At 74.7% G+C, this 21,629-nt stretch carries 16 protein-coding genes; 15 read left to right on the top strand and 1 reads right to left on the bottom strand.

Going from position 1 to position 21,629, the window contains the following annotated elements; genetic code table 11:
* The first annotated feature begins 170 nt into the window (after positions 1–170).
* Both QRY02_RS13870 and QRY02_RS13865 read left to right on the top strand, forming a co-directional pair.
* Positions 171–2,804 (top strand): type 2 lanthipeptide synthetase LanM family protein, encoded by a 2,634-nt coding sequence (locus tag QRY02_RS13870; RefSeq protein ID WP_285991931.1) that lies wholly within the window; start codon positions 171–173, stop codon positions 2,802–2,804.
* 32 nt (positions 2,805–2,836) lie between these two features.
* Positions 2,837–3,016 (top strand): hypothetical protein, encoded by a 180-nt coding sequence (locus tag QRY02_RS13865; protein ID WP_285991930.1) that lies wholly within the window; start codon positions 2,837–2,839, stop codon positions 3,014–3,016.
* A gap of 59 nt (positions 3,017–3,075) precedes the next feature.
* Here QRY02_RS13865 and QRY02_RS13860 read toward each other — a convergent pair whose 3' ends face one another.
* Positions 3,076–5,994 (bottom strand): helix-turn-helix transcriptional regulator, encoded by a 2,919-nt coding sequence (locus tag QRY02_RS13860; protein ID WP_285991929.1) that lies wholly within the window; start codon positions 5,992–5,994, stop codon positions 3,076–3,078.
* 330 nt (positions 5,995–6,324) lie between these two features.
* On the opposite strand from QRY02_RS13860, the gene QRY02_RS13855 reads away from it, so the two are divergent.
* The 13 genes from QRY02_RS13855 (at position 6,325) to QRY02_RS13795 (ending at position 21,609) form a co-directional block, all read left to right on the top strand.
* Complete coding sequence (locus QRY02_RS13855; RefSeq protein ID WP_285991928.1) at positions 6,325–7,638, top strand: phenylacetate--CoA ligase family protein; 1,314 nt, start codon at positions 6,325–6,327, stop codon at positions 7,636–7,638.
* Positions 7,635–9,353, top strand: coding sequence for a prenyltransferase/squalene oxidase repeat-containing protein (locus tag QRY02_RS13850; protein ID WP_285991927.1), 1,719 nt, complete (start codon positions 7,635–7,637; stop codon positions 9,351–9,353). Before QRY02_RS13855 ends, QRY02_RS13850 begins: the two co-directional genes overlap by 4 nt.
* Positions 9,354–9,367: 14 nt before the next feature.
* Positions 9,368–9,733, top strand: a complete 366-nt coding sequence (locus tag QRY02_RS13845; protein ID WP_285991926.1) for a hypothetical protein — start codon at positions 9,368–9,370, stop codon at positions 9,731–9,733.
* A complete protein-coding gene (locus QRY02_RS13840) occupies positions 9,730–10,014 on the top strand; it encodes an acyl carrier protein (RefSeq protein ID WP_285991925.1) in 285 nt (94 codons plus the stop codon). Before QRY02_RS13845 ends, QRY02_RS13840 begins: the two co-directional genes overlap by 4 nt.
* Positions 10,011–10,949 carry an AMP-binding protein gene (locus tag QRY02_RS13835; RefSeq protein ID WP_285991924.1) on the top strand — a complete coding sequence of 313 codons (939 nt, stop codon included), beginning with the start codon at positions 10,011–10,013 and terminating at the stop codon, positions 10,947–10,949. Before QRY02_RS13840 ends, QRY02_RS13835 begins: the two co-directional genes overlap by 4 nt.
* Complete coding sequence (locus QRY02_RS13830; RefSeq protein ID WP_285991923.1) at positions 10,946–12,130, top strand: AMP-binding protein; 1,185 nt, start codon at positions 10,946–10,948, stop codon at positions 12,128–12,130. Before QRY02_RS13835 ends, QRY02_RS13830 begins: the two co-directional genes overlap by 4 nt.
* The gene (locus QRY02_RS13825) at positions 12,127–13,500 is read left to right on the top strand and encodes an amidase family protein (RefSeq protein WP_285991922.1); all 1,374 of its coding nucleotides are present in this window, start codon (positions 12,127–12,129) and stop codon (positions 13,498–13,500) included. The genes QRY02_RS13830 and QRY02_RS13825 overlap by 4 nt, the downstream gene beginning before the upstream one ends.
* Complete coding sequence (locus QRY02_RS13820) at positions 13,497–14,798, top strand: ATP-grasp domain-containing protein (RefSeq protein ID WP_285991921.1); 1,302 nt, start codon at positions 13,497–13,499, stop codon at positions 14,796–14,798. Before QRY02_RS13825 ends, QRY02_RS13820 begins: the two co-directional genes overlap by 4 nt.
* Positions 14,791–16,095 carry an MFS transporter gene (locus QRY02_RS13815; RefSeq protein WP_285991920.1) on the top strand — a complete coding sequence of 435 codons (1,305 nt, stop codon included), beginning with the start codon at positions 14,791–14,793 and terminating at the stop codon, positions 16,093–16,095. The genes QRY02_RS13820 and QRY02_RS13815 overlap by 8 nt, the downstream gene beginning before the upstream one ends.
* Positions 16,092–17,351 (top strand): ATP-grasp domain-containing protein, encoded by a 1,260-nt coding sequence (locus tag QRY02_RS13810; protein WP_285991919.1) that lies wholly within the window; start codon positions 16,092–16,094, stop codon positions 17,349–17,351. The genes QRY02_RS13815 and QRY02_RS13810 overlap by 4 nt, the downstream gene beginning before the upstream one ends.
* Positions 17,348–18,520 (top strand): 3-deoxy-7-phosphoheptulonate synthase, encoded by a 1,173-nt coding sequence (locus QRY02_RS13805; RefSeq protein WP_285991918.1) that lies wholly within the window; start codon positions 17,348–17,350, stop codon positions 18,518–18,520. Before QRY02_RS13810 ends, QRY02_RS13805 begins: the two co-directional genes overlap by 4 nt.
* Positions 18,517–20,118, top strand: a complete 1,602-nt coding sequence (locus QRY02_RS13800; RefSeq protein ID WP_285991917.1) for an HAL/PAL/TAL family ammonia-lyase — start codon at positions 18,517–18,519, stop codon at positions 20,116–20,118. Before QRY02_RS13805 ends, QRY02_RS13800 begins: the two co-directional genes overlap by 4 nt.
* A 102-nt stretch (positions 20,119–20,220) precedes the next feature.
* Complete coding sequence (locus QRY02_RS13795; protein ID WP_285991916.1) at positions 20,221–21,609, top strand: amidase family protein; 1,389 nt, start codon at positions 20,221–20,223, stop codon at positions 21,607–21,609.
* The last annotated feature ends 20 nt before the right edge of the window (positions 21,610–21,629 follow it).

The following is a 21,629-nucleotide window of genomic DNA, read 5'->3' as shown; positions in this document are numbered from 1 at the left end:
CGGGGTGCGCCTGATCCCTCGGTAACTGTATAACGCCCTATGCGGCACGGCAGTTTGCGTTCACCCAGGGGCAGGACCTGCCGGACAACGGTGCCGGTGTCCGCAATGGGCCGCTTTCTGGGTACGCCGCACCCATGTGCCGCACTCCGGTGGGTGACATGCTCGCGGCCATGTCGCGAGTGCGGTCCTCAACGCCCGCCGCGCACTCGCCGGGTGCGGGTGCCCGGTGCTTCCGGCCTGTGGTGCGGCCGCTCGTCGAGGCCGCGGCCCGGCGGCTCGGTGACGCCCCGGCCGTGGTCGTGCGGGGCTTCGAGGACTGGCTCGGCGATCGCCTGTGCTCCTTCGCCGCCCGGACGCTCGTCGCCCGGCTGCGGGCCGATCGCGAGGGACTCGCCGGTGAAGACGCCCGCGCGAGGTTCGCGGACTTCGTCGCGCGGGTGTCGTTCGCGGACGTCCTGGCCGAACACCCGGGCCTGGACGCGTTGCTGACGGCCGTCACGCACAACGCCGTCGGCGCCGCGACCGAGCTGCTCACCCGGCTGGACGACGACCGTGATGCGCTGGCGGGGCCGGCCGGCGGGGACACCGGGGTGCTCACGTCGGTCGTCTTCGGCCGGGGTGACGCTCACGGCCACGGCCGGACGGTGTGCGAGCTCGGCTTCGCCTCGGGGGCCCGCGTGATCTACCGGCCGCGGCCGGCCGGGCTGCACGCGCGGTGGAACGAGCTGCTCGCCGACCTCGCCCCGATCCTCGGTGCCCTCGCGCCGGGGCGGGCGGAGGTGCTGGAGCGGCCCGGGTACGCCTGGGTCGAGTACATCAGCGCGCGGCCCGCCGGGGACGTCGGCCGGTACTACCGCCGCCTCGGGGCTCAGCTGGCCCTGCTGCACGTGCTCGGCGCGACGGACATCCACGCGGAGAACGTCGTGGCCGCGGGGGAGCACCCCGTGGTCGTCGACGTCGAAACGCTCTTCCAGCCGCGGTGGACGCCGCACACCGACGGCGGGCACGATCCCGCGCTGACGGCCGTGGAGACGTCGGTGCTGAACACGTTCGTCCTGCCGCGCCCGGTGTTCGGGCCGCACGGACGGCTCGACCTGTCCGCCTTCGGTGCCCGGCCCGGGTGGTTCCCGTACGACCTGCCCGGCTGGGCCGGCGCCGGCACCGACCGGATGCGCCTGGTCCGGGGGCCCGCGCCGTACACCGCCGGGCACCACCGGCCGGGACCGGACGTCGATCCGGCGGCCCGCGGCGGTGACCTCGTCGACGGCTTCCGGGCCGGGTACCGGCGGCTCGCCGCGCACCGCGACGTCCTGGCCCGGGGGCTCGACCGGTTCGCCGGGACGGGGCTGCGGATCATCCCGCGGGCCAGCGAGTGGTACGCCGATCTGCTGCGCGAGTCCACCGAACCCGCGTTCCTGCGCGAGATCGACGGCCGGCAGCAGGCCTTCGCCGCGCTCGGCGAGGTCACCGCGTACCCGTACCTCGGCCGCTTCGCCGAGGCGTCCCGGGCCGACCTGGCGGAGGGCGACATCCCGTTCTTCGTCGCGGACGTCGACGGCCGCGACGTCCGGACGACCACCGGCACGCTGCTGCCGGACGTCCTGGAGACCGACGGCCTCACCGCGGCGCGGGCCCGGATCGACCGGCTGGGGGAGCGGGACCTGCGCGCCCAGCTGTGGTTCGCGCGCGCCGCGATCGCCACGCTGACGCCGCCCGGCGCGCACACGACGCCGCCCGGCCACACGGCCGGCGTCGAAAGCCCCGATCCGGCGCGGCTGCTCGACCTGGCCGTCTCGGTCGGCGACGACCTGATCGGCCGCGGCTGCACCGACGCCGTGCGGCTCAACTGGCCGTCGCTCGAACCGGCCGAAGACGGCGGCTGGTGCGTGCGCCAGCTCGGCGCGTCGCTGGGCGACGGCTACTGCGGGGTGGCCCTCTTCCTCGCCGAGCTGGGCCGGCTCAGCGGGCACGACCGGTTCCTCGACGCCGCGGCCCGCGCGGTCCGGCCGTTGCCGGGCCTGATCGCGCTGCTCGACGCGCATCCCGCACTCGCGGCCGGCGTCGGACCCGGCGCGTTCAGCGGGCTCGGCGGTCTCGCCTACACCGTCGGTCGGCTGGCCGGGCTGCTCGACGACCGCGCGTTCGCCGGGCTGGTTCCCGCGGCCCTGCGGGCGGCCGCGGTGGCGGCCCGGGCGACCGAGCTGGCGGACGTCGGCGACGGCATCGCAGGCACCCTGCTCGCCGCGTCGGCGGCCACGCACGCCGGTCCGGCCCGGGCGGACGCGGCCGCGCTCGTGGCGGAACTGGCCGACCGGCTCGAAAACAGCGCACCGCTGCCCACGGCGGGATTCCGGTTCGGCCGCGCCGGGGTCGTCCACGCACTGCGGCTGGCCGGGCGCGTGCCGCCCGCGGGCGGCGACGGGGTGGACGGCCTCGGCTGGTGCACGGGTCTGGCCGGGCTGGTGCTCGCCGGCGCCGATCCGGGTTCCCGGGTGGTCGCCCGCTTCCGGGCGGCGCTGCGGGAGCGGGTGCCGTCGGCCGACCATTCGCCGTGCCACGGCGAACTCGGCGTGCTCGACGCGGCCCGGCTCATCGGTGAGCCGGTCCGGCTGCCGCGGGGCGCGCTCGCGTGCGGCACCCCGGGCGCGGTGCCCACGCCGGGTCTGCTGCACGGTCTCGCCGGGATCGGCCACGGCCTGCTGCGGCTCGGATTCGCCGGCCGGGTTCCGGCGATTTCCCTGCTGGCCCCGGAAACGCCATCCGGTGTATCACCGGAACCCGATTCTGCTCTTGTACCACGGTAGAGAGAAATGTTCACCCGGAAGGAGCACCAGAAATGCACGAGGACGTCCAGCCCGCAGCGGAGCCGGCCGAGGTCGAGGCCGAGGGCACCGAGGTGCTGCCCGCCTGGCAGCGGCCCTGGGTGCGCTCGGCGGTCCTGACCGGGATGACCGTCGGCGCGTTCGCCGTCGCCGCCCTGGCGGGGGACCCGAGCACGGTCGTCGGCATCGGCTGACCGCCCACGGACGACGGCCCGGTCCACGCGGACCGGGCCGTCGTCGTTCGCCGGCTCGCTCAGCCGGGTGTGGAGTCGGCCAGCACGGTGGTGGCGTACTCGCACAGCGTCGTCCGGTCCGCCGCCTGGAGTTTCGCCAGCAGGCTGGCCACGTGCTTTTCCACCGTGCGCACGGAGATGTGCATCCGCTGCGACAGCGCGCGGTTGCCCAGCCGCTCCGGCATCAGCTGCAGTACCTCGAACTCGCGCCGGGTGACGCCCAGGCCGCGCAGCTTCGGCGGGATGCGCTCGGTGCCCGAGCCGTGGTAACGCACCGGGCGGCCGGTCTGGCGCAGCAGGGACCGGCAGGCCCCGGCGAGGACGTCGATGCTGCCGTGGAAGTGGTTCTCCGCCTCGGTCAGCCAGCGACCCGGTTCGCCCCAGCCGTCGGCGAGCGCGCTCTCGGCGACCAGCCGCAGCCCCAGGTGGCGGGCGGTGGGGAAGACCGCCGAATCGGCGACGGCCGCGTCCACCGCCTCCGCCGCCGCTTCCACGCGCCCGGCCCGGCCGTGGTGCACCGCGCGGGCGAACGCCAGGAACTGGCGGTTCCAGCGCATCTGCCCGACCTGTGAGGCGGCGGCCTGCTCCACTTCGGCCGGATCGCCGGTGCCGTCCACCGCGCCGAGCAGGGGGACCAGCCCGTAGGTGCCGGAGAAGTGGAAGTACGTTTCCATGCCGCCGTAGTCGGCCATCAGCTCGGCGGCCAGCGCCCGCGCGCCTTCGCGATCTTCGGTCAGCAGTGCGCAGAAGAGCTCGGCGAGGCCTTTCGCCAGCGGCGCTTCACGCGACGTTTCCCCGCCCGCGGCCCGGAATTCCCGGAGTGCGGTGCGCATTTCCTGACGGCGTCCGCGATGGGCGGCCGCGACCGCCCGCAGCATCAGGGCGTAGCGGATCACCGACTGCAGCCGCAGCCGCCCGCACTCGGCCAGGCTCGCGGTGAGGATCCGGTCCGCCTCCTCGAAGTCCGCGCGCAGCACGGCGGCGTAGGCGAGGTTGGCGTGCACGTTGGTGGCCAGGGTGATGCACCCCGAGCGCAGGGTTTCGCGGTAGGCGTATTCGAGGGCGGTGCCTTCGCCGTCGGCCAGCCAGGTGTTGCCGCCGAGCCCGATCAGGCCGTGGTTGCGCCAGGTCATCAGCTGGTGCTCGGTGCCCAGCGCGAGCGTGCGCCGGTAGCCCTCGTTGGACTCGGCCAGCGAGCGGCTGCGGGTGCTGAACCCGATCGCGAACCAGGCCTTGCACGCGGTCTCGGGGTCGTCGCCCGGGGCGACGCCGCGGATTGCCCGCCGGGCCAGCGCTTCGCTGCGGCTGACGTGGTCGGCGTCCGCTCCGGTGCGGCACGCCGTGATGTGGGCGTCGACGACGTCGATCACCGCCGTGTCGGATTCCGGCGCGTCGGGCGGCAGGAGCGAGCGGGCGACGGCGACTTGGCGGACGCCGTCTTCCCAGCGGCCCGCGACCTGCGCCGCCCACGCCATCCGGACGTGCTGGCGGACCTGGTGCCCGGTGTCCCACAACGGATTTCCCAGCCGCAGCTCGGCCGCGACCTCCGCGGCGCGGTCGAACTGGCCGTCCTCGGCCAGGGCGGTCAGCAGCGTTTCGAGCAGCTCCCAGCGCAGCTCGCGCCACGCCGGTTCGCCGGGGCCGGCGGCCAGCATGCCGAGGGCGTCGTCGAGCACGGCGATGGCGGTGGCCTGGCCGCCGGCGTGCAGGGCGCGGCGGGCGGTTTCCAGGTAGAGCCGGGCCGCCTCGGGCAGGTCGCCGGCACGCCGGTGCAGGTCGGCGGCCAGGTGACACCAGGTACCGGGCAACCCCGGGTACAGCTCCGCGATCGCCTGCGCCACGCGGCTCGACAGCGCGACGCGGTCGGCTGCGGTGGTCAGTGACAGCAGGGCTTCTTCGGTGAGCGGGTGTTCGAAGGAGTACCAGCCGGGGGTGCCGTCGCCGCCGGTGAGCAGGCGTTCGGCGATCGCCGCGCGGACGTGCGTGAGCAGCGTGCGGTCGTCGAGCCCGACGCAGCGCTGCACCACCGGGAGCGGGAAGGTCCGGCCGATGATCGCGGCCACCGAGAGCAGCCGCATGCCGTCCGGGCCGAGCTGCAGGGCGCGTTGCTCGACCGCCTGGACGATGCTGAGCGGCACCTGTCTTCGCGTCCCGCCGACCAGCCACCAGCCCGAAGGACGGCGGACGAGATCCTTTGTGGACAACGCGCAGCGGGTGAGTTCGGCGGCGGCGAACGGGTTTCCCCGGCTCTGTGCGTAGAGGTGCTTGGCCACCGGCTCGCCGACCTCGTCCGGCGAACAGCCGAGGATCGAGGCCACCAGTTCGGTGGTCCCGGCGCGGTCGAGGCGTTCCAGTTCCAGGTGGACCGCGTCGCCGCGCTGGGCCAGTGTCTTCACCAGCTCGGCGGCCGGGGACGCGCCGAGGCGCACGGTGGCCAGCACCAGCACCGGCTGGTCCCGCAGGTTGGACGCCAGGTAGTCCAGCACGGTCAGGGTTTCCCGGTCCGCCCAGTGCAGGTCGTCGATCACCAGCAGGCAGCCGCGGTCGCGGCCGGACCACGACGTCAGCCGCAGGATCGCCTCGGCCAGCACGATCAGCGACGTCTCCCGCGGTTCCGGCCGGGCCCAGTCCGGCACCAGCCGGCCCAGCGCGGGCAGGTACGGCGTCAGCGTCTCGTCGTCCGGGATGCGTTCGGTGCGGGCCAGGGAAAGCAGCGCTTCGGCCAACGGGCGGAACGGGATCGCCGGACCGGTCGAACCGGCGCGCCCCCGCAGGGTCACCATGCCCGCCGCCCGCGCGTGTTCGGCGGCCGCTTCCGCGATCGACGTCTTGCCGATGCCGGGCTCGCCGGCGAGCACCACCATCGCTCCCTCGGACGCCTTCGCCGAGCTGAAGTACCGGGCCAGGCCGGCCAGTTCCGCCTGCCGTCCGATGAGCATTGCCACCCCTCCTGCGGTACGGGACCCGCGATCGACGGTTTCGCGCGCGGCCGGTCCGCTCCCCGCGGGAATGCTACGTAATGAACCGCTCGCCGTGCGGGGAGAAATACCGGCTTTCCCCTGGGTGGCGCAATTGTGCGTACGGCCCGAAATCGTTTCGTCACTGCGGGAAACATTTCCGGGCCCACCGGTGGTGGCCGGGCCGACTCTTTGGGTGCGCTGCACCCATGCGCGCGCCGCCGCCGGCGGGCGAGGGTGGACGGGCCGGAGCGTCCCGGCTCCCGCGTTTCGTCGCCGCGGGTCGTCCCACTCGACTGGAGATCGTTCGCCATGTGGTTGAACAGGCTGTCCGCGGTCCAGGCGTTCCAGGTCGCGCACGCCCAGCGGGAGCTGCTGGAGGGCTGCGCCTACGACCCGCTGGTGGTGCGCGGGATCCAGCGGGCGAAGCTGGCCGCGCTGTGGGAACGCGCGGACCGGGTGCCGCGCTACGCGGCCGATCCCGCGATCCGGGACCGGCGTTTCGAAGACGTCGGCGTGCTGGAAAAGGACGAGCTGAAAGCCGATCCCACCGGCTTCCTGGCGACCGGGGTCAAGGGGCCGATCGGGTATTACGAAAGTTCCGGTTCCTCCGGACGGGCCACGCCGACCCCGCGGACGGCCGAAGACACGATCACGAACGTGATCGGGGTGGGCAGCCTGTGGCGGACCGTGCTGACCGGTGAGCCGGACCGCGTCGCCGCGCTGCTGCCCTCGGACGTCGCCCCGGTCGGCGACTTCGTCGCCGCGGTCGCCGAGTACCTGGGGCACACGTTCCTGCGCTGCTACCCGTTCGCCACCGGCATCTGCGACTTCGACCGGCTGGACCGGCTCTTCCGCGGCTATCGCCCGACCGTCGTGTTCGGCGCGCCGGGCGTGCTCACCCAGTGGACGCGCGTGCTGAAGACCACCGGGGCGCTCGCCGACGTCACCGCCGGCGTCCGGGCGGTCATGCTGCTCGGCGAGGTTTCCCTGCCCGGCCAGCGGGCGAAGCTGGCCGCGGACTGGTCGGCGAAGGTGTTCGACGCCTCCTACGGCAGCACCGAGACCGGCACGATCGCGGCCACCTGCGGCGACGGGGGGCTGCACCTGCTCGAATCCGGGCACCTGGTCGAGCTGCGGCGGGGGGACAAGCTGGTGCCGGCCGCGCCCGGCGAGTCCGGAGAACTGGTCACCACGACGCTCAACAACCACGCCCGCCCCCTGCTGCGCTTCGCGACCGGTGACGCGGCCGACATCCTCCCCGACCTCTGCCGCTGCGGGCTGGGCCTGCCCCTGCTGCGGGTGCACGGCCGCCGCGCCGAGCAGGTCACCGTCGGCGGCGTGCAGCTCGACGAACACGGCGTCGGCGCGCTGGTCTACGACGACCCGCGGCTCACCGGCTACCTCATCCAGCTCGACGCCCACGGCGGAGCCCGGCTGGTGGTGGAAAAGGACGTCGACGTCACCGGGCCGGACGGTGAACTGACCGAGCAGGTCAGCCGCCGCTTCGCCGACGCGGGCATCACCTGGACCGACGTCGTCGCGGTGAGCCAGCTGCCCCCCGTGAGCAAGGCCGGTGGCAGCCAGAAGAACTGGAAGCGCACGAACGTGGTGCGCGCCCGATGACCGCGACCGTGCCGGAACCGGCGCTGGCCGACGGCGGCCTGCGCCAGGGCGACGCCGACCTGTGGTGCACCTACGCGGCGGTCCGCACGCTGCGCTGGCTCGGTCGCAGCCCGGCCGGGCGCGAGGGCATCGCCGCCTTCGTCCGCTCGCGCCGCAACACCGACGGTGGACACGCCTGGCAGCGCGGTCTCGCGTCGGACGGCTGGGCCACCTACTACTGCACGCAGGCCCTGCTGGATCTGGGCGAAGCGGTCGACGAGCCCGCCCGCGTGGCCGAGTGGGTGCACGGCACGCGCGCCGCCGAGGGCGGCTTCGCGATGACCGCCGGCCAGCCGCCGGACGTGTGGGCCACCTACTACGCGACCCGGACGCTCGCCGAAGCCACCGGTTCCGCCGTCCCGGAGGCGGCGGGGCTCGCCGGCTGGCTCGCCGCGTTGCAGCGTCCCGACGGCGGCCTGAACTGGCAGCCCGGTTCGAGCCCGTCGGACGCCCGCGCCTGCTACTACGGCGTCCACGCCTGGCGGGCCACGACGGACGCCGCGTTCCCGTGGCAGACCGGCCGGCTCGTGGCGTGGCTGCGCGCGCAGCAGACGCCCGGGGGCGGCTTCCGCTTCGCCCCCGGCTCGGACGCCTGCCTGTGGGCGACCTTCCGGGCGGTCCGCGCCCTGCGGGTCCTCGGCGCGGAACCGGCGGACCGGGCCGGGGTGATCGCCTGGATCCAGGACCGGCGCCTGCCCACCGGCGGCTACGAGCGCTGGCCCGGCTACGGCCGCTCGGACGTCTGGGCGTGCTTCTCGGCGGTCGGCGCGCTGACCGCGCTCGGCCACGCCATCTCCGGGGCGGAGGCGGATTCGATCGCCGGCGCGATCGCGCGGTGCCGGCTGCCGGGCAGCGGGTACACCTACCGCAGCCCGGACGCCGCCGGGGACAGCCTCGCCACCGCGGCAGGCCTGTTCGCGTCGGTGCTGGCCGGGGCCCCCGCGCCCGGCCTGGCCCGCTGGCTGCGGGACGCGCAGCTGCCGTTCGAGGACGGCGTGATGTACATGCCGGGCCGGGGCGCGGAAGTCCGCTGCACGCAGTGGGCGTTCGAGGCGCTGCGGGCGAGCGGGCAGCAGCTGGACGAGCCCCGGCTGTGCCGCTGGATCGAACACCTGCAGAACCCCGACGGCGGCTTCGGCTACTGGCTGGGCCGCGGATCGGATCTGGTGTCGACCACCGCCGCGGTCGAGCTGGCCGACCGCCTCACCGGCGGGCACCCCGCCACCATCCTCGACGCCGCCCGCGTGGTGGCGTTCGTGACGCTCTGCCGCGACGGCGGCCTGGCCCGGCCGACCCCGGCCGGCACGGCCACCGCGAGCGCGACCGCGCAGGCCGCCCGGGTGCTGCACCTGCTCGGTGCGCGCCCGGCCGCGGCCGATCTGCACGCGGGCCTGGCCGCCTACGCCCGGTCGATCGGCGGCTACGCCGGCACCGCCCGCGGGCTGCCCGAACTGACCAGCACCTACCAGGTGGTGCTGGCCGACCAGTGCCTCGGCCGGGACTCCGACCGTGACTGCGTCGCCCGCTTCCTGGCCCGGGTGGACCTCGGCGACGGCCACTACTCGTGGAGCCCGCTCTCCCGCACCCCGGCCGGGCCGCTCGCCGACTGCCTCGGGGGGCTGCTGCGGGCCTGGCTGACCGATCCCGCGGCCCTGCTGCCGCCGCTCAACCTCTGAAGGGAGGGCCGGCGATGCCGACCACCATCGTGCGCTGCCCGGAGCTCGACGAACCGCACCGGCGGCGGATCGCCAAGGAACTCACGTTCTTCTGGCGCCGCGCCGGGGTCACCCCCGCCCACGTGATCACCCGGTTCGAGCCGCCCGGGTCCGTCTACAGCGGGCCGTTCCCGCTCGAGCTCCCGTACGCGTTCGTGTCCTGCGTCGTGGCGCAGGACCGCGACGACGAGTTCAAGGCCGGGTACGCCGAGCAGCTGCGCCGCAGTTTCGCCGCGCTGGTGCCGGCCGAGCGGGTGTTCGTCTCCTTCTTCCCGACCGATCCCCGAGACCACTACGTCCCGGAAGCCCGGGCGAGCGCAGAGGAAGGCACCGCGCGATGACCACCGAAGAAATCCGTGAAGGCGTGCGCACGGCGTTGGCGGGCGTGCTCGGCGTCGAGCTGGACGCGGCGCAGGACGACACGCCGCTGGCCGACATCGCGCCGGAGAAGTACGACAGCCTCGGCGTGCTCGACTGCGTCGCGAAGCTGGAACAGGTCTTCGGCATCTCGGTCGACCTGGTCGAGGACCATCTGCTCACGACCTTCCGCAGCGTCGGCTCGATCACCGCGCTGATCGAGCGCAAGCGCCACGACGCCGAAGTGCTGGGGGTGTTCTCGTGACCACCGCCCCGGTCACGCGGTTCAGCACCTCGGGCACCACGGGCGCCCCGGTCGGCTGGCTGCGCACGGAGGCCCAGCTGGTGGCCGAGACCGAGCTGCTGGCCCGGCTGCTCGACGCCGATCCGGCCGTGCGGGTCGACGCCGTGTTCACCCACGCCCCGCCCGCGCACCTGTACGGGCACCTGACGGGGGTGCGGCTCCCGGAAGTCCTGGGCGTGCCGGTGCGGCAGGTGCCGCAGACCGCCGCGTTCGACGTCGGTGCCGCGCGGCACCCGCTGCTGGTGCTGCTGCCGGCGTCGTTCGCGGTGCTGGAACGCTCGTCGCACGCGTTCGCGCACTGTGCCCGGGTCACGATGGTGTTCAGCAGCGCCGCGATCCCCGAGGCGGCCGGAGCGGTGCGGGCCGCGCTCGGGCCGCGGGCGCGGCTGGTGGAGCTGTTCGGCTCCACCGAAACCGGCCTGGTCGCCACCCGCGAACACGGCGGGAGCCCTGAGTGGACACTCGCGCCCGACGTCCGTTTCGCCGACGCCCTGCTGGCCGCGGGCGAGGGCCGGCTGACCGTGTCGAGCCCGCGCCTGGCCGCGCGCGAAGGCGAACCGCCGCCCGGTGAGCACCGGCTGGACGACCTGGTGCGCGTCACCGGCCCGGCGACGTTCCGCTGGGAGGGCCGGGACGGGCGGCTGCTGAAGGTCAACGGCCGCCGGCTGGACGTCGACCGGCTGCTGAGCGAGCTGGCCGGGGCCGCGCCCGGCCACGTCCTGCGGTGCTGTCCCGAACGCGACGACGTCCGCGGCGAGTGGTTCACCGTCACCGTCGAACCGACCGAAACCGCCGCGGCCGGGGCGGGCGTGCCGGCCACGCTCGCGGCCGCCGTCGAAGCGCTGCCGGCCTGGCAGCGGCCCCGAGCCCTGATCCCGGTAGCGAGGAACTCATGACCGAAGTGGACAAGCGACTGCGCGACGTGGTCCGGCAGGCCGCCGGGCTCCCGTTCTTCTCCGACCGCTACGCGCACCTGGACCTGGCGGGCGAGTTCTCCATCACCGACGTGCCGGAGATGACGCGCGAGGACATCACCGCGTCCATGACCCTGGCCTCGGGCCAGCCCGGGCGGGGCGGCGCGTACCTGTTCACCAGCGGCGGCAGCACCGCGGCGCCGAAGGTGGCCTGGATCCCGATCGCCATGCACCTGGACGCCATCCTCGGCCACTGGCGGCCGCTCGGCCCCGGCGACGTGCTGGCGAACCTCGCCATGCCCGGACGGCTTTGGTCGGCGCACTACTTCTACAACGGCATGGCGGAACGCTGCGGCGCCGACGCCATCGGGCTCGGGCACGTCGAAGCCGGCGAATGGCCGCAATGGCTCGACTTCCTGGACACCCACGGCACCACCGCGCTGTGCGGCACACCGTCCACTTTGGAGCAGGTGCTCGCACTGGCGCTGCGGCTGCGGCACCCGATCCTGCGCCGGCTGCGGGCCGCGCTGTTCTTCGGCGAGCCGTGCCCGGAATCGCTGGTCCGGCTGTGCCGCGAAGAGGTGCCCGGGGTCCGGCTGTGGGGCAACTACGGCTCCACGGAGACGTGGGTGATCGGGCACAACGGCCCGGACTGCGACGCCACGACGTTCCACGTCTTCCCGCACCAGCACGTCGAAGTCGTCGACGGCTCGGTCCTGGTCACCACGCTGCACGAGGACGCGGTGAGCCCGGTGGTGCGCTACCGCATCGGCGACCGGGCCCGCTGGACTCAGTGTGCGTGCGGTGGCGACCGGGCCCTGCGGCTGCTCGGCCGGGAGGGTGCGCTGATCAAGTTCGCCGGCACCCTGGTCGCCCCGGACGAGCTGCTCGGCCTCGCCCGCGCGGACGCCTCGGTCGCGGCGGCGCAGGCGGCGTGGCGCGAGGCGGACCCCGAACGCCTCGAAATCCGCGTGGTCCCCGGCGCGGGCGCCACGCCGGACGTGGACGCGCTGCGGGCGCGGCTGCTGGATTCCCAGATCGACCTGCGATTCGCCCTCCGCGGCGACGACGACGCCTTCGAAATCGTGGTCGTCGACCGGCTGCAGGTCAACGACCGGACCGCGAAGACGCCGTCCCTGGTGCCCCTGGACCCGCCGCGATGAGCCGCCCGCTCACCCCCGAGCAGGCCGCCCGGCACAGGAGCCTGACCCGCCCGCTGGCGCACCGGCGGGCGGCGCTGACCGCCGGCGACCTCGACGTCACCGGCCTGCGGGCCGATCTCGCCGCGCAGATCGAGGAGCTCGACCCCGAGTACGGCGCGTTCGTGAAGCCGCGGCAGATCGCCGCGGGCCGTCCGGAGTGGCCGGCCCGGGAATCGGTGACCTTCAAGGACACCGTCGACGTCGCCGGCTTCGCGACGAAACTCGGCATCCCCGCCGGGTACGCGGTGCGGCCGGCGGTGTCCGCCCGGATCGCGCGGGTGCTGGCCGGCCGCGGCCTGCTCGCGCTGGGCAAGGTGACCAGCACCGAATGCGCGCTGGGCACGAAGAAACCGAGCCGGAACCCGCGCTTCCCGCACGTGTCGCCGGCCGGGTCGAGCACCGGCAGCGCGGTGGCCGTCGCGGCCGGCTTCTGCGACGTCTCGGTGGGCACCGACTCCGGCGGTTCGCTGCGCTGGCCCGCCGTCTACTGCGGCGTGACCGCGCTGCGGCTGACGCCGTCGCCCGAGCTGCTGGAGGGGGTGCACTGCGTCGCGCCGAGCATGGAGGCGCCGGGGCTGATCACCCGCACCGCCGACGACCTCGCGTGGCTGTGGCGGACCCACCGGCTGGCCGCCGCGTTCGGGCTCGCCGACGGGCCGGCCGCCGGGCCGCTGCGGATCGCCGTGACCGCCCCGCGCGGCACGGACCCGGACCTGCTGGCCGCGCTGGCCGTGGCGCACGACCGGCTCGCCGCGCTCGGCCACGACGTCACGCGGGCGGATCTGCCGCAGCTGTGGGACATGATCGAAGCAGCCGGGCAGCTGCTGGCCAAGGAAGCGCACGACGGCTTCGGCCGGCTGCGCGGCCGCCCCGGTCTCGCCCTGCAGCCGGAGACGGTGCGGGCGATGACCGCCGGGGCGCACATCGGCCGGTCCCAGCATGAGGACTTGCTGGCCCGGCAGGAGGCGGCGGTGCGCACCGCCGGCGAGCTGCTGACCCGGCGCTACGACCTGATCGTGCTGCCGCTGGAGACCGGGCTGCCCGACCCGGCCGAGCGCTCGGCCTCGACGTCGCTGCCCGGACCGTCCGCTGTGGACGGACCGGGGGCACTCACGCTCGTGGCCAATTTCGCGCGGCTGCCGGTGCTTTCCCTGCCGATGACGCTCTCGCGCGAGGGCTCGCCGGCCGGTGTGCAGGTGCTGGCCGCCCGGGGGCGCGACGCGCTGCTGGTGGCGGCCGGAGCCGCGCTCAACGGCGACGGAGCGTTGCCGGACCTGTCCGCCGCCGGGGAACCCGCCGGTGGCGCCATCCCGAAGGTGAGGACGCAATGACCGCCGAAGACCGCCCGGGTGCCGTGGTGGTGCTCGGGATGTTCGTCGCCGCCCGGTACCCCGACCTGCTGCCCGCCGCCGCGGCGCGCGGGCTGCGGGTACTGGGCGTCGACGAGGACAGCCCGTTCGCCCGGCACTACGACGACGCCCGCCGCGCCGACCCGGGGCACCCGATGGCGCCGATCGCCGAGCTGGCCTGGCATGAGGGCACCGATCGCGCCGGGGTGATCGACACCGTGTCGGGCTGGGCCGCCGCCTACGACGTGCGGGGCGTGCTGGTCTTCGGCGAAGGGTTCGTCGAAACCGGCGCCGTGCTCGCCGACCTGCTCGGCCTGCCCGGCCCCGGCCTGCGGGCGGGCCGCGTCTGCCGGAACAAGCTGCTGCAGCGCCGGTACCTCGCCGAATGGAGCCCGCGCTCGCGCCTGCTGCGTACGGCCGACGCGGCGGACTGGACGACGTTCCCGGCCGTGCTCAAGCCGCTCGACGGCCAGGCCAGCGCCGGGGTCAGCCGGGTCGGCTCCGCCGGAGAGCTCGCCGCCGCCCTCGCCCGTCCGGGTTTCGCCGCGCCGATGCTGCTCGAAGAACTGGTGCCCGGGCCGGAGGTCTCGGTCGAAACGCTGGTGCACGACGGTCGCGTCCGGTTCACCGGGATCACCGGGAAACTGACCAATGAGGACAGTGGGCGGTTCTTCGTCGAACTCGGCCACACCGTCCCGGACGTCGCGCTCACCGCGGCGCAGCAGGCCGCGGTGCGGGCGGTGAACGAGCAGGTGCTCCGGCGCCTGGACTTCCGCGACGGGGTCGCGCACGCCGAGTACCGGGTCACCCCCGAAGGCGTGGTGCGGCTGATGGAGATCGCCGCCCGCCCGGCCGGCGACAGCATCATCACCCTCTACGGCCTGGCCACCGGCGAGCCGATGGAACCCGCGATGCTCGCGGTCGCCCTCGGCGAAGGAGTGTCCTACCCGGAGCCGGTGCGCTGGGCCCGGCAGAAGTACGTCCCGCACACCCCGGGCGTGCTCACCGGGATGCGGGCCGACGGCCTCGGCGTCCCGGTGACCTGGCTGCGCGAGCGCTGGTTCTTCCCGGCGGTGCGGCCCGCCCCGGACGCCGGCGTCCGGATGATCATGATGGGGCGCGCGAAAGGCGACGAACTGGGCGAGATCCGCTCGTCGGCGGATCGCTCGGCGACCTACCTCATCGATGCGCCGACCCCGGCCGCGCTGGACGAGCTGACCCGCAGCTGTGACGCGGCGATCCGCGTGGAGACCGATCCCGGGGAGCGGGCCGATGGCTGAGTCCGGGTTCTTCGCCGCCGTCGGCGCCCTGCTGCGTGAGCGGATCGAGCCGCTGCGCCCGGTCGGCTACCGCCGCATCGCCGGCGCCATGCTGGTCACCAACGTGGGCAACGGCATGCAGTTCGTCGCCAACGTGTGGCTGGTGCTCACCATGACCGGGAGCCCGAGGGCCGTGGCGCTGGTGCTGCTGACCGCCGCGCTGCCGGGGGTGTTCTTCGGCCCGGTCATCGGCGTCCTGATCGACCGGTTCCCGCGCCGGCTCGTGTTCGCCTTCGCCGACCTGACCTCGGCCACCGTGCTCGCGTCGGTCGTCCTCCTGCAGGTCACCGGCAACCTGGCCACCTGGCACGTGTTCGTGATGGTGTTCCTGCTCGGGCTGACCGAGTCCACCGCGGTGCCCACCGGAACCACCCTCGTCCGCGAGATCGTGCCGGTGGACCGGCTGCTCGCGGCGAACGCCACCACCGGCGTCGCGGTGCAGATCGGCAACGTCAGCGGCGCCGCGCTCGGCGGGTTCATCCTCGGCAGCTCGTCGGTGAGCGCGGTGCTGGCCATCAACGTCCTGTCCTACCTCGGCTCGGCGGCTTTCGTGTTCGGCGTCCGGACCCAGCGCGTGGTGCGCACGAAGAACGAGAACTGGCGCGAAGCGGTCCGCGAGGCCGCCGCCGGGCTCACCTACCTGCGCACGCACCGGCCGATGATCCCGTCGTACCTGATGCTGCTGACCCTGTTCGCCGTGCTGTACGTGCTGAACACGCTGCTCGCGCCGTTCGCGAACGACGCGCTGCACGTCGGGGCGAGCGGGCTCGGCTACATCGACGCGATGTTCGCCTTCGGCGCCATCCTCGGCGGCCTGCTGCTGCCGCTGGCCACCGCGCGGCTCAACCGCGACCGGCTGGCCGCGCTCGGCGTGATCGGCATGGGTGTCGCCCTGGTCGCCCTGGCCTACTCGCACGCACTGGCCGCGCCGATGGTGCTCTACGGGCTCGCCGGGGTGAGTTTCCAGTCCTTCTACATCTTCCGCACCCGCGTGCAGGAGCACGTGCCGGTGGACATCCAGGGCCGCGTGATGGCCCTGCTGATCACCAGCGTCGGGCTCTGCCGCCTGGTCGTCTACGCGGTGCTGGCGGTCTTCGTCACCGCGGGCACGCTGCGGATGATCTACGGCGTGGTCGGCCTCCTGCTCGGCCTCGTCGGGGTGGTGATCACGATCCGCGCGTTCCGCACGGACGAGGTTTCCCGGCCGCCCGAGCCGGAACCCGTCACCGCGGGACCGTCCGAAACGGAGCAGGCATGAGCACACCCAAACCGGCCGTCGTGCTGTTCGGCGGCCTGGCGGTGGCGTGGAACCAGCGGTACCTGCGGGTGCTGGCCGAGCGCGGGATCGCCGCCCTGATCGTCGACCGCGGCGGACCGCACGCCGAAGCGTTGCTCAGCGGCGATCTCTCGCACGTCGCCGGCTTCGCCGCGGCCGACCCGGAGGACCACGCGGTGGTGGCGGACGTCGTCGCGGGCTGGGCGGAGCGGTTCGCCGTCGTCGGCGTCGCCTGCCTGGTCGAGCAGTACGTCCTGCCCGCGGCGATCACCGCGGACCTGCTCGGCGTGCCCTCGCCGGGGCTGCGGGCCGCGACGGTCTGCCGGGACAAGCACCTGCAGCGGCGGTTCCTGGCCGAGTGGAGCCCGCGGTCGCAACGCGCCGGCAGCGGCGAGCCGCAGTTCCCGGTGATCCTGAAGCCGGCCGGACGGCTGGCCAGCTCCGGCGTCCGGTTCGTCCCTGACGCCGCCGGACTCGAAGCCGCGCTGGCCGATTACGGGCCGGACGAGGTGCTGCTGCTGGAAGAACCGGTGCGCGGCCCGGAGTTCTCGGTCGAGTCGCTGAGCGTCGACGGCGTGGTCGGCTACGCCGAGATCACCGGCAAGCGGACCACCGGGCTGGACTCCGGGTTCTTCGTCGAACTCGGCCACACCACGCCCGCCCCGGGGCTCGACGAGCCGGCGCGGGCGGCGCTGCTGGACACCCACCACGCCGTGCTGGACCGGCTCGGGTTCGGCACCGGCGTCGCGCACGCCGAATACCGGCTGGACGACTCGGGCCGGCCGGTGCTGATCGAGATCGCCGCGCGGCCGCCCGGCGACAGCATCATGGCGCTGCACTGGCTCGCCACGGGCGTCAGCCTCGAAGAGGCCTACCTGCGCGCGGTGCTCGGCGAACCGGCCGAGCTCCCGCCGCCGACGCGCGTGGCGCGTCAGGTCTACCTCGACCACCCGGCCGGGGTCCTCACCGACGTCGAGGTCGCGCCGGAACTCGGCGTGGGCGTGCACTGGTTCAGCCCGGGGGAGGTGCACGCGCAGATCGCGACCTGCGCGGAGCGCGACGACGACGCGACCGTGCGGTGCGTGCTCGCGCTCAAACCGAGCGGGACCGAGCTGGTGCCGCTGCGGGAATCGGGGGACCGGGCGGCGATGTTCGTCATCGACGCGCCGTCGGTGGCGGAGCTGGACGAGCTCGAGCGGCGCTGCCGCGCGGGTGTCCGGGTGCGGGCCGGGTCATGACCGTCGCGCCCCGCCCCGGCGAGCCGCTCGCCGCCCCGTCCCCGGCCACCGAACCGCTGTGGCCATCGGCCGACGCACTGGCCGGGGTGACCGCCCGGCTGGCCGCGTCCGCACCGCTGGTGACCCCGGCCGACTGCGCGGACCTGCGCACCCAGCTGGCCGCGGTCGCGTCCGGCGCGGCGCACCTGGTCCAGGGCGGCGACTGTGCGGAGCTGTTCGACGAGGTCTCCGCGCACACCACCCGCCGCAAGGCCGCGCAGCTGACCGAGCTGGCCGATCTGGTCGAGATCGCGACCGCGGTGCCGGCGCTGACCGTGGGCCGGATCGCCGGGCAGTTCGCCAAACCCCGCTCCAGCGCGGTGGAACGCCTGCCGGACGGCGGCTCCCTGCCGGTGTACCGCGGTGACGCGGTCAACGCCCTCGAGGCGGACCCGGCCGCCCGCGTGCCGGACCCGGCCCGGTTGCTGACCGCCCGCGAGCGGGCCGCCTCGATCCACGCCACGCTCGACGTCCTGGCCGCCGCGTCGGGCCGCCGCGTGTTCACCAGCCACGAAGCTCTGCTGCTGGACTACGAAAACGCGCTGGTGCGCCCGGCCGCGTCGGGCCCCTACGGCGGATCCGCGCACCTGCTGTGGGCCGGGGAACGCACCCGCGACCCGGCCGGGCCGCACATCGGGCTGCTGAGCCGGATCACCAACCCGGTCGCGGTCAAGCTCGGCCCGGCGACCGCCCGCGAGGACCTTCAGGCGCTGATCGACGTGCTCGACCCGCAGCGGACGCCGGGCCGGTTGTCGTTCGTCGCCCGGATGGGCGCGGGACACGTACGCCGGGTGTTGCCCGCGCTGGCCGGAGCGGCCCGCGAGGCGGGCTGCCTGCCGGTGTGGATCTGCGACCCCATGCACGGCAACGGGCAACGCGCGGCGAGCGGCCGGAAGATCCGTCTGGTCGACGACGTCCGCACGGAGGTCGCCGGGTTCGTGGCGGCCCTGCGCGAGGCCGGGGCGCACCCGGGCGGGATCCACCTGGAACTGACCCCGGACGACGTGACCGAATGCGTCGACCTGCCCGACGACCCGACGCCGCGCTACTGGACGGGCTGCGATCCGCGCCTCAACCCGGCTCAGGCCCGCGACGTCGTCCGCGCGTTCGCCGCGGCGGTTTCGCCGTGACCGGCGCGGGGTTCGAGGTCGGCACGGACACCCTCGATCCGGCGGCGGTCGCGATCGCCTCGCGCACGCCCGGCGTCCGCGGGGTGGTTCCGGCGGGACTGGACGACGTCATGGCCGCGTCGGTCGCGGCGCGGGACGCGCTCGTCGCGTCGGGAACACCGGTGTACGGCGTGACCACGGGATTCGGTGATCGCAACATCAGCCGGGTCGAGCCGGCCGACGCCGCCGCGCTGCAGGCCGGGCTGATCCGCTACCACCTCGCCGGGACCGGCCCGGCCGCGCCGGACGACGTGGTCCGCGCGACGCTGCTGATCCGCGCGAACTGCCTGGCCCGCGGCCGGTCCGGGATCCGGCCGGAGGTGGTCCGGCTGCTGCTGGACTGCCTGGCCGCGGACCTGCTGCCGGTGGTGCCGGTGCGCGGCTCGGTCGGCGCCAGCGGCGACCTCGTGCCCCTGTGCTACGTCGCCTCGATGCTGGTGGGCGAAGGCACGGTCCGCGTGCACGGCGTCGAACGCCCGGCCGCGGCGGCCCTCGCCGGCGCCGGCTTGCGGCCGGTGCGGCTGGAGCCGAAGGAAGCGCTGGCGCTGATCAACGGGACGGCGTTCCTCTCGGCGTTCGCGGTGCACGCCTACGCCGAGGCGGCCGACCTCTGCGTCGCGGGCGCGGCGGCGACGGCGCTGGCCGTGGAAGCGTTGCGCGGCAACCGTGACCACTTCCACCCGATGACGCACGCGAACAAGCCGCACCCGGGTCAGGTGCACGTGGCCGGCGCGGTGCGGCGGCTGCTCGACGGCTCGGGGTTCGCGCGCGGGCAGCGGGAAATCGCCGAGCTGAACGGCGACGGCGGCTCCCGGCTGGCCCATCCGATCCAGGACCGCTATTCGGTGCGGTGCGCCCCGCACGTGCTGGGCGTCCTGCACGACACGCTCGGGTGGGCGGGCCGCTGGCTGGCGGTGGAGATCAACGCCAGCACGGACAACCCGCTGTTCGAGCCGGGAACCGGGGAAGTGCACAACGGCGGCAACTTCTACGGCGGGCACGTGGGGATGGCCATGGACTCGCTGAAGGTCGCCGTCGCCAGCGCCGGTGATCTGCTGGACCGCCAGCTGGCCCTGGTGGTGGACGAGAAGTACAGCAACGGCCTGCCGGCCGGGCTGACCGGGCCGGCGAAGGGGCCGCAGCACGGCTTCAAAGGCGTGCAGATCGCGACCTCGGCGCTGGTCGCCGAGGCACTGCAGCGCTCGGCGCCCGCGACCGTCCACTCGCGCTCCACCGAGGCGCACAACCAGGACAAGGTCAGCATGGCCACCATCGCCGCCCGCGACGCCTGCGCGGTGACCGAACTGGTCCGCGAGGCCACTGCGGCGCACCTGGCCGCGCTCTGCCAGGCCATCGACCTCCGCGGCGGCCCGGCGGCCTTGGGGGAGGGCACCCGGGCCGTGTACACCTTCGTCCGCGACCGGGCCGGCTTCCTCGACCGCGACCGCAGGCTCGACCACGAACTGGCCGGCCTCGCCGCAGCCCTGCGGTCGGGCGCGCTGACCGGCGTGGTGGCGCCTTTCGGTGCGGCCGAACCGCGGGTCGCCGGATCCGCGTGACCGCAGTTTTCGACCAGCGCGACCGGGCCCGCCCCACAGGGTGCGGGCCTTCGTCGTATGGCGCCGTGGCGGGACCGCGGCCCGAGCGGAAGGACGGCCTCGATGAGTCCGGTATCGATCGAATCCCTCGAAGACACCACGGAAACCGGTGCACGCACCGCGGCCCGGGCGTTCGCCGCCGGCTGGTCCCGGCCACCCGGCCCGCTGCCCGAGCCGCTTCGGTGGTCGCTGCGCGAACGGGCGGCGCAGCTGGCTCGCGGGGCGCTGACCGCCGCGGCGTTCGGCGCCGAAGCCGACCCGTGGGCGTTCGCCGCGGATACGCACTACCGCGCCTGCAGCGAGCTCCGTGAGGGCGAGTCACCGGTGCGGCTCGGGGTGAAGGACACCGTCGACGTCGCCGGGTTCGCGACCCGGCTCGGGCTGCGCCGGCACCGGCACTACCCGCGCCGCAGCGCGGCCCCGCTGACCGGCCTCCGTGGACTGTCCACAGTGGCCAAGCTGGTGACCACCGAGCTGAACCTGGGCATCGGTTCCGGCTGCGGGAACCCGTACTTCCCCCGGCTGGACCCGGCCGGCTCCAGCACCGGGTGCGGCGTGGCGGTCGCCGCCGGGATCTGCGATCTGGCGCTGGGCACCGACGTGCTCGGCTCGGTCCGCTGGCCCGCCGGCCGCTGCGGCGTGGTGGGGTTGCGCCTGACCCACACCGACCGGCTCCACGGCGTCTTCCCGCTGTGCCCGTCGATGGACGCGCCCGGCTGGGTGGCCCGCACCGCCGACGACCTCGCCTACGCGGCCGAGCACTGCGGCTTGCCGATCGGCCCGGTCCCGGCCGGGCCGTACCGCGTCGGCGTGGTGACCGAGGCACTCGCGACGGTCGAGCCGGAGATCCTCGACGGCGTCCGCACCACGATCGAACTCTTGCGGACGGCCGGTCACGCGGTCACCGAAGTCCGCGTGGGCGAGCCCTGGAGCTGGCGCTCGGCGGCGTGGGAACTGTGCGCGCGGGCGGCCTGGGACGCCTTGCCGCAGTGGCGCGGCTGGCTGGCCGAGGACCTCGGTCCGGCAACGGAGAAGGCGGTCGCCGCGGGCGCCGACGTCACCGACGCCCGGCTGCACGAGATCGTCACGGCCCAGCACCGCCTGCGGGTGGCCAACGACGGCTGGTTCGCCGGCCTCGGCGTCGATGCGCTGCTGCTGCCGCTGGACCCGAAGGTCCCCGTCCCGCGGGACCCGGCCGAGGACCGCACGCGGTCGACGATCCCGCTGACCCGCACCCGCACCGGCATCGACCACGAGGACGACATCGGCTACACCCCGCTGGCCAGCTTCACCGGCCTGCCCGCGCTGACCTTCCCGGTCGCCACCGCCCGCGACGGCGTGGTCCCGGTGGCGATGCAGCTGGTCGGCCGTCCGCACGCCGACGGTGAGCTGGTCTCCCTGGCGCGCGATGCCGAACGCGTCCGGGGCCCGCTGGGCTTCGCACCACGCTGACCCGGACCACGAGGAGAAGG

The sequence above is a fragment of the Amycolatopsis sp. DG1A-15b genome (assembly GCF_030285645.1).
In the GTDB taxonomy this organism is placed as follows: Bacteria; Actinomycetota; Actinomycetes; order Mycobacteriales; family Pseudonocardiaceae; genus Amycolatopsis.
Note: the sequence above shows the minus strand (reverse complement) of the source record. Positions and strands in the feature narration are given on the sequence as shown.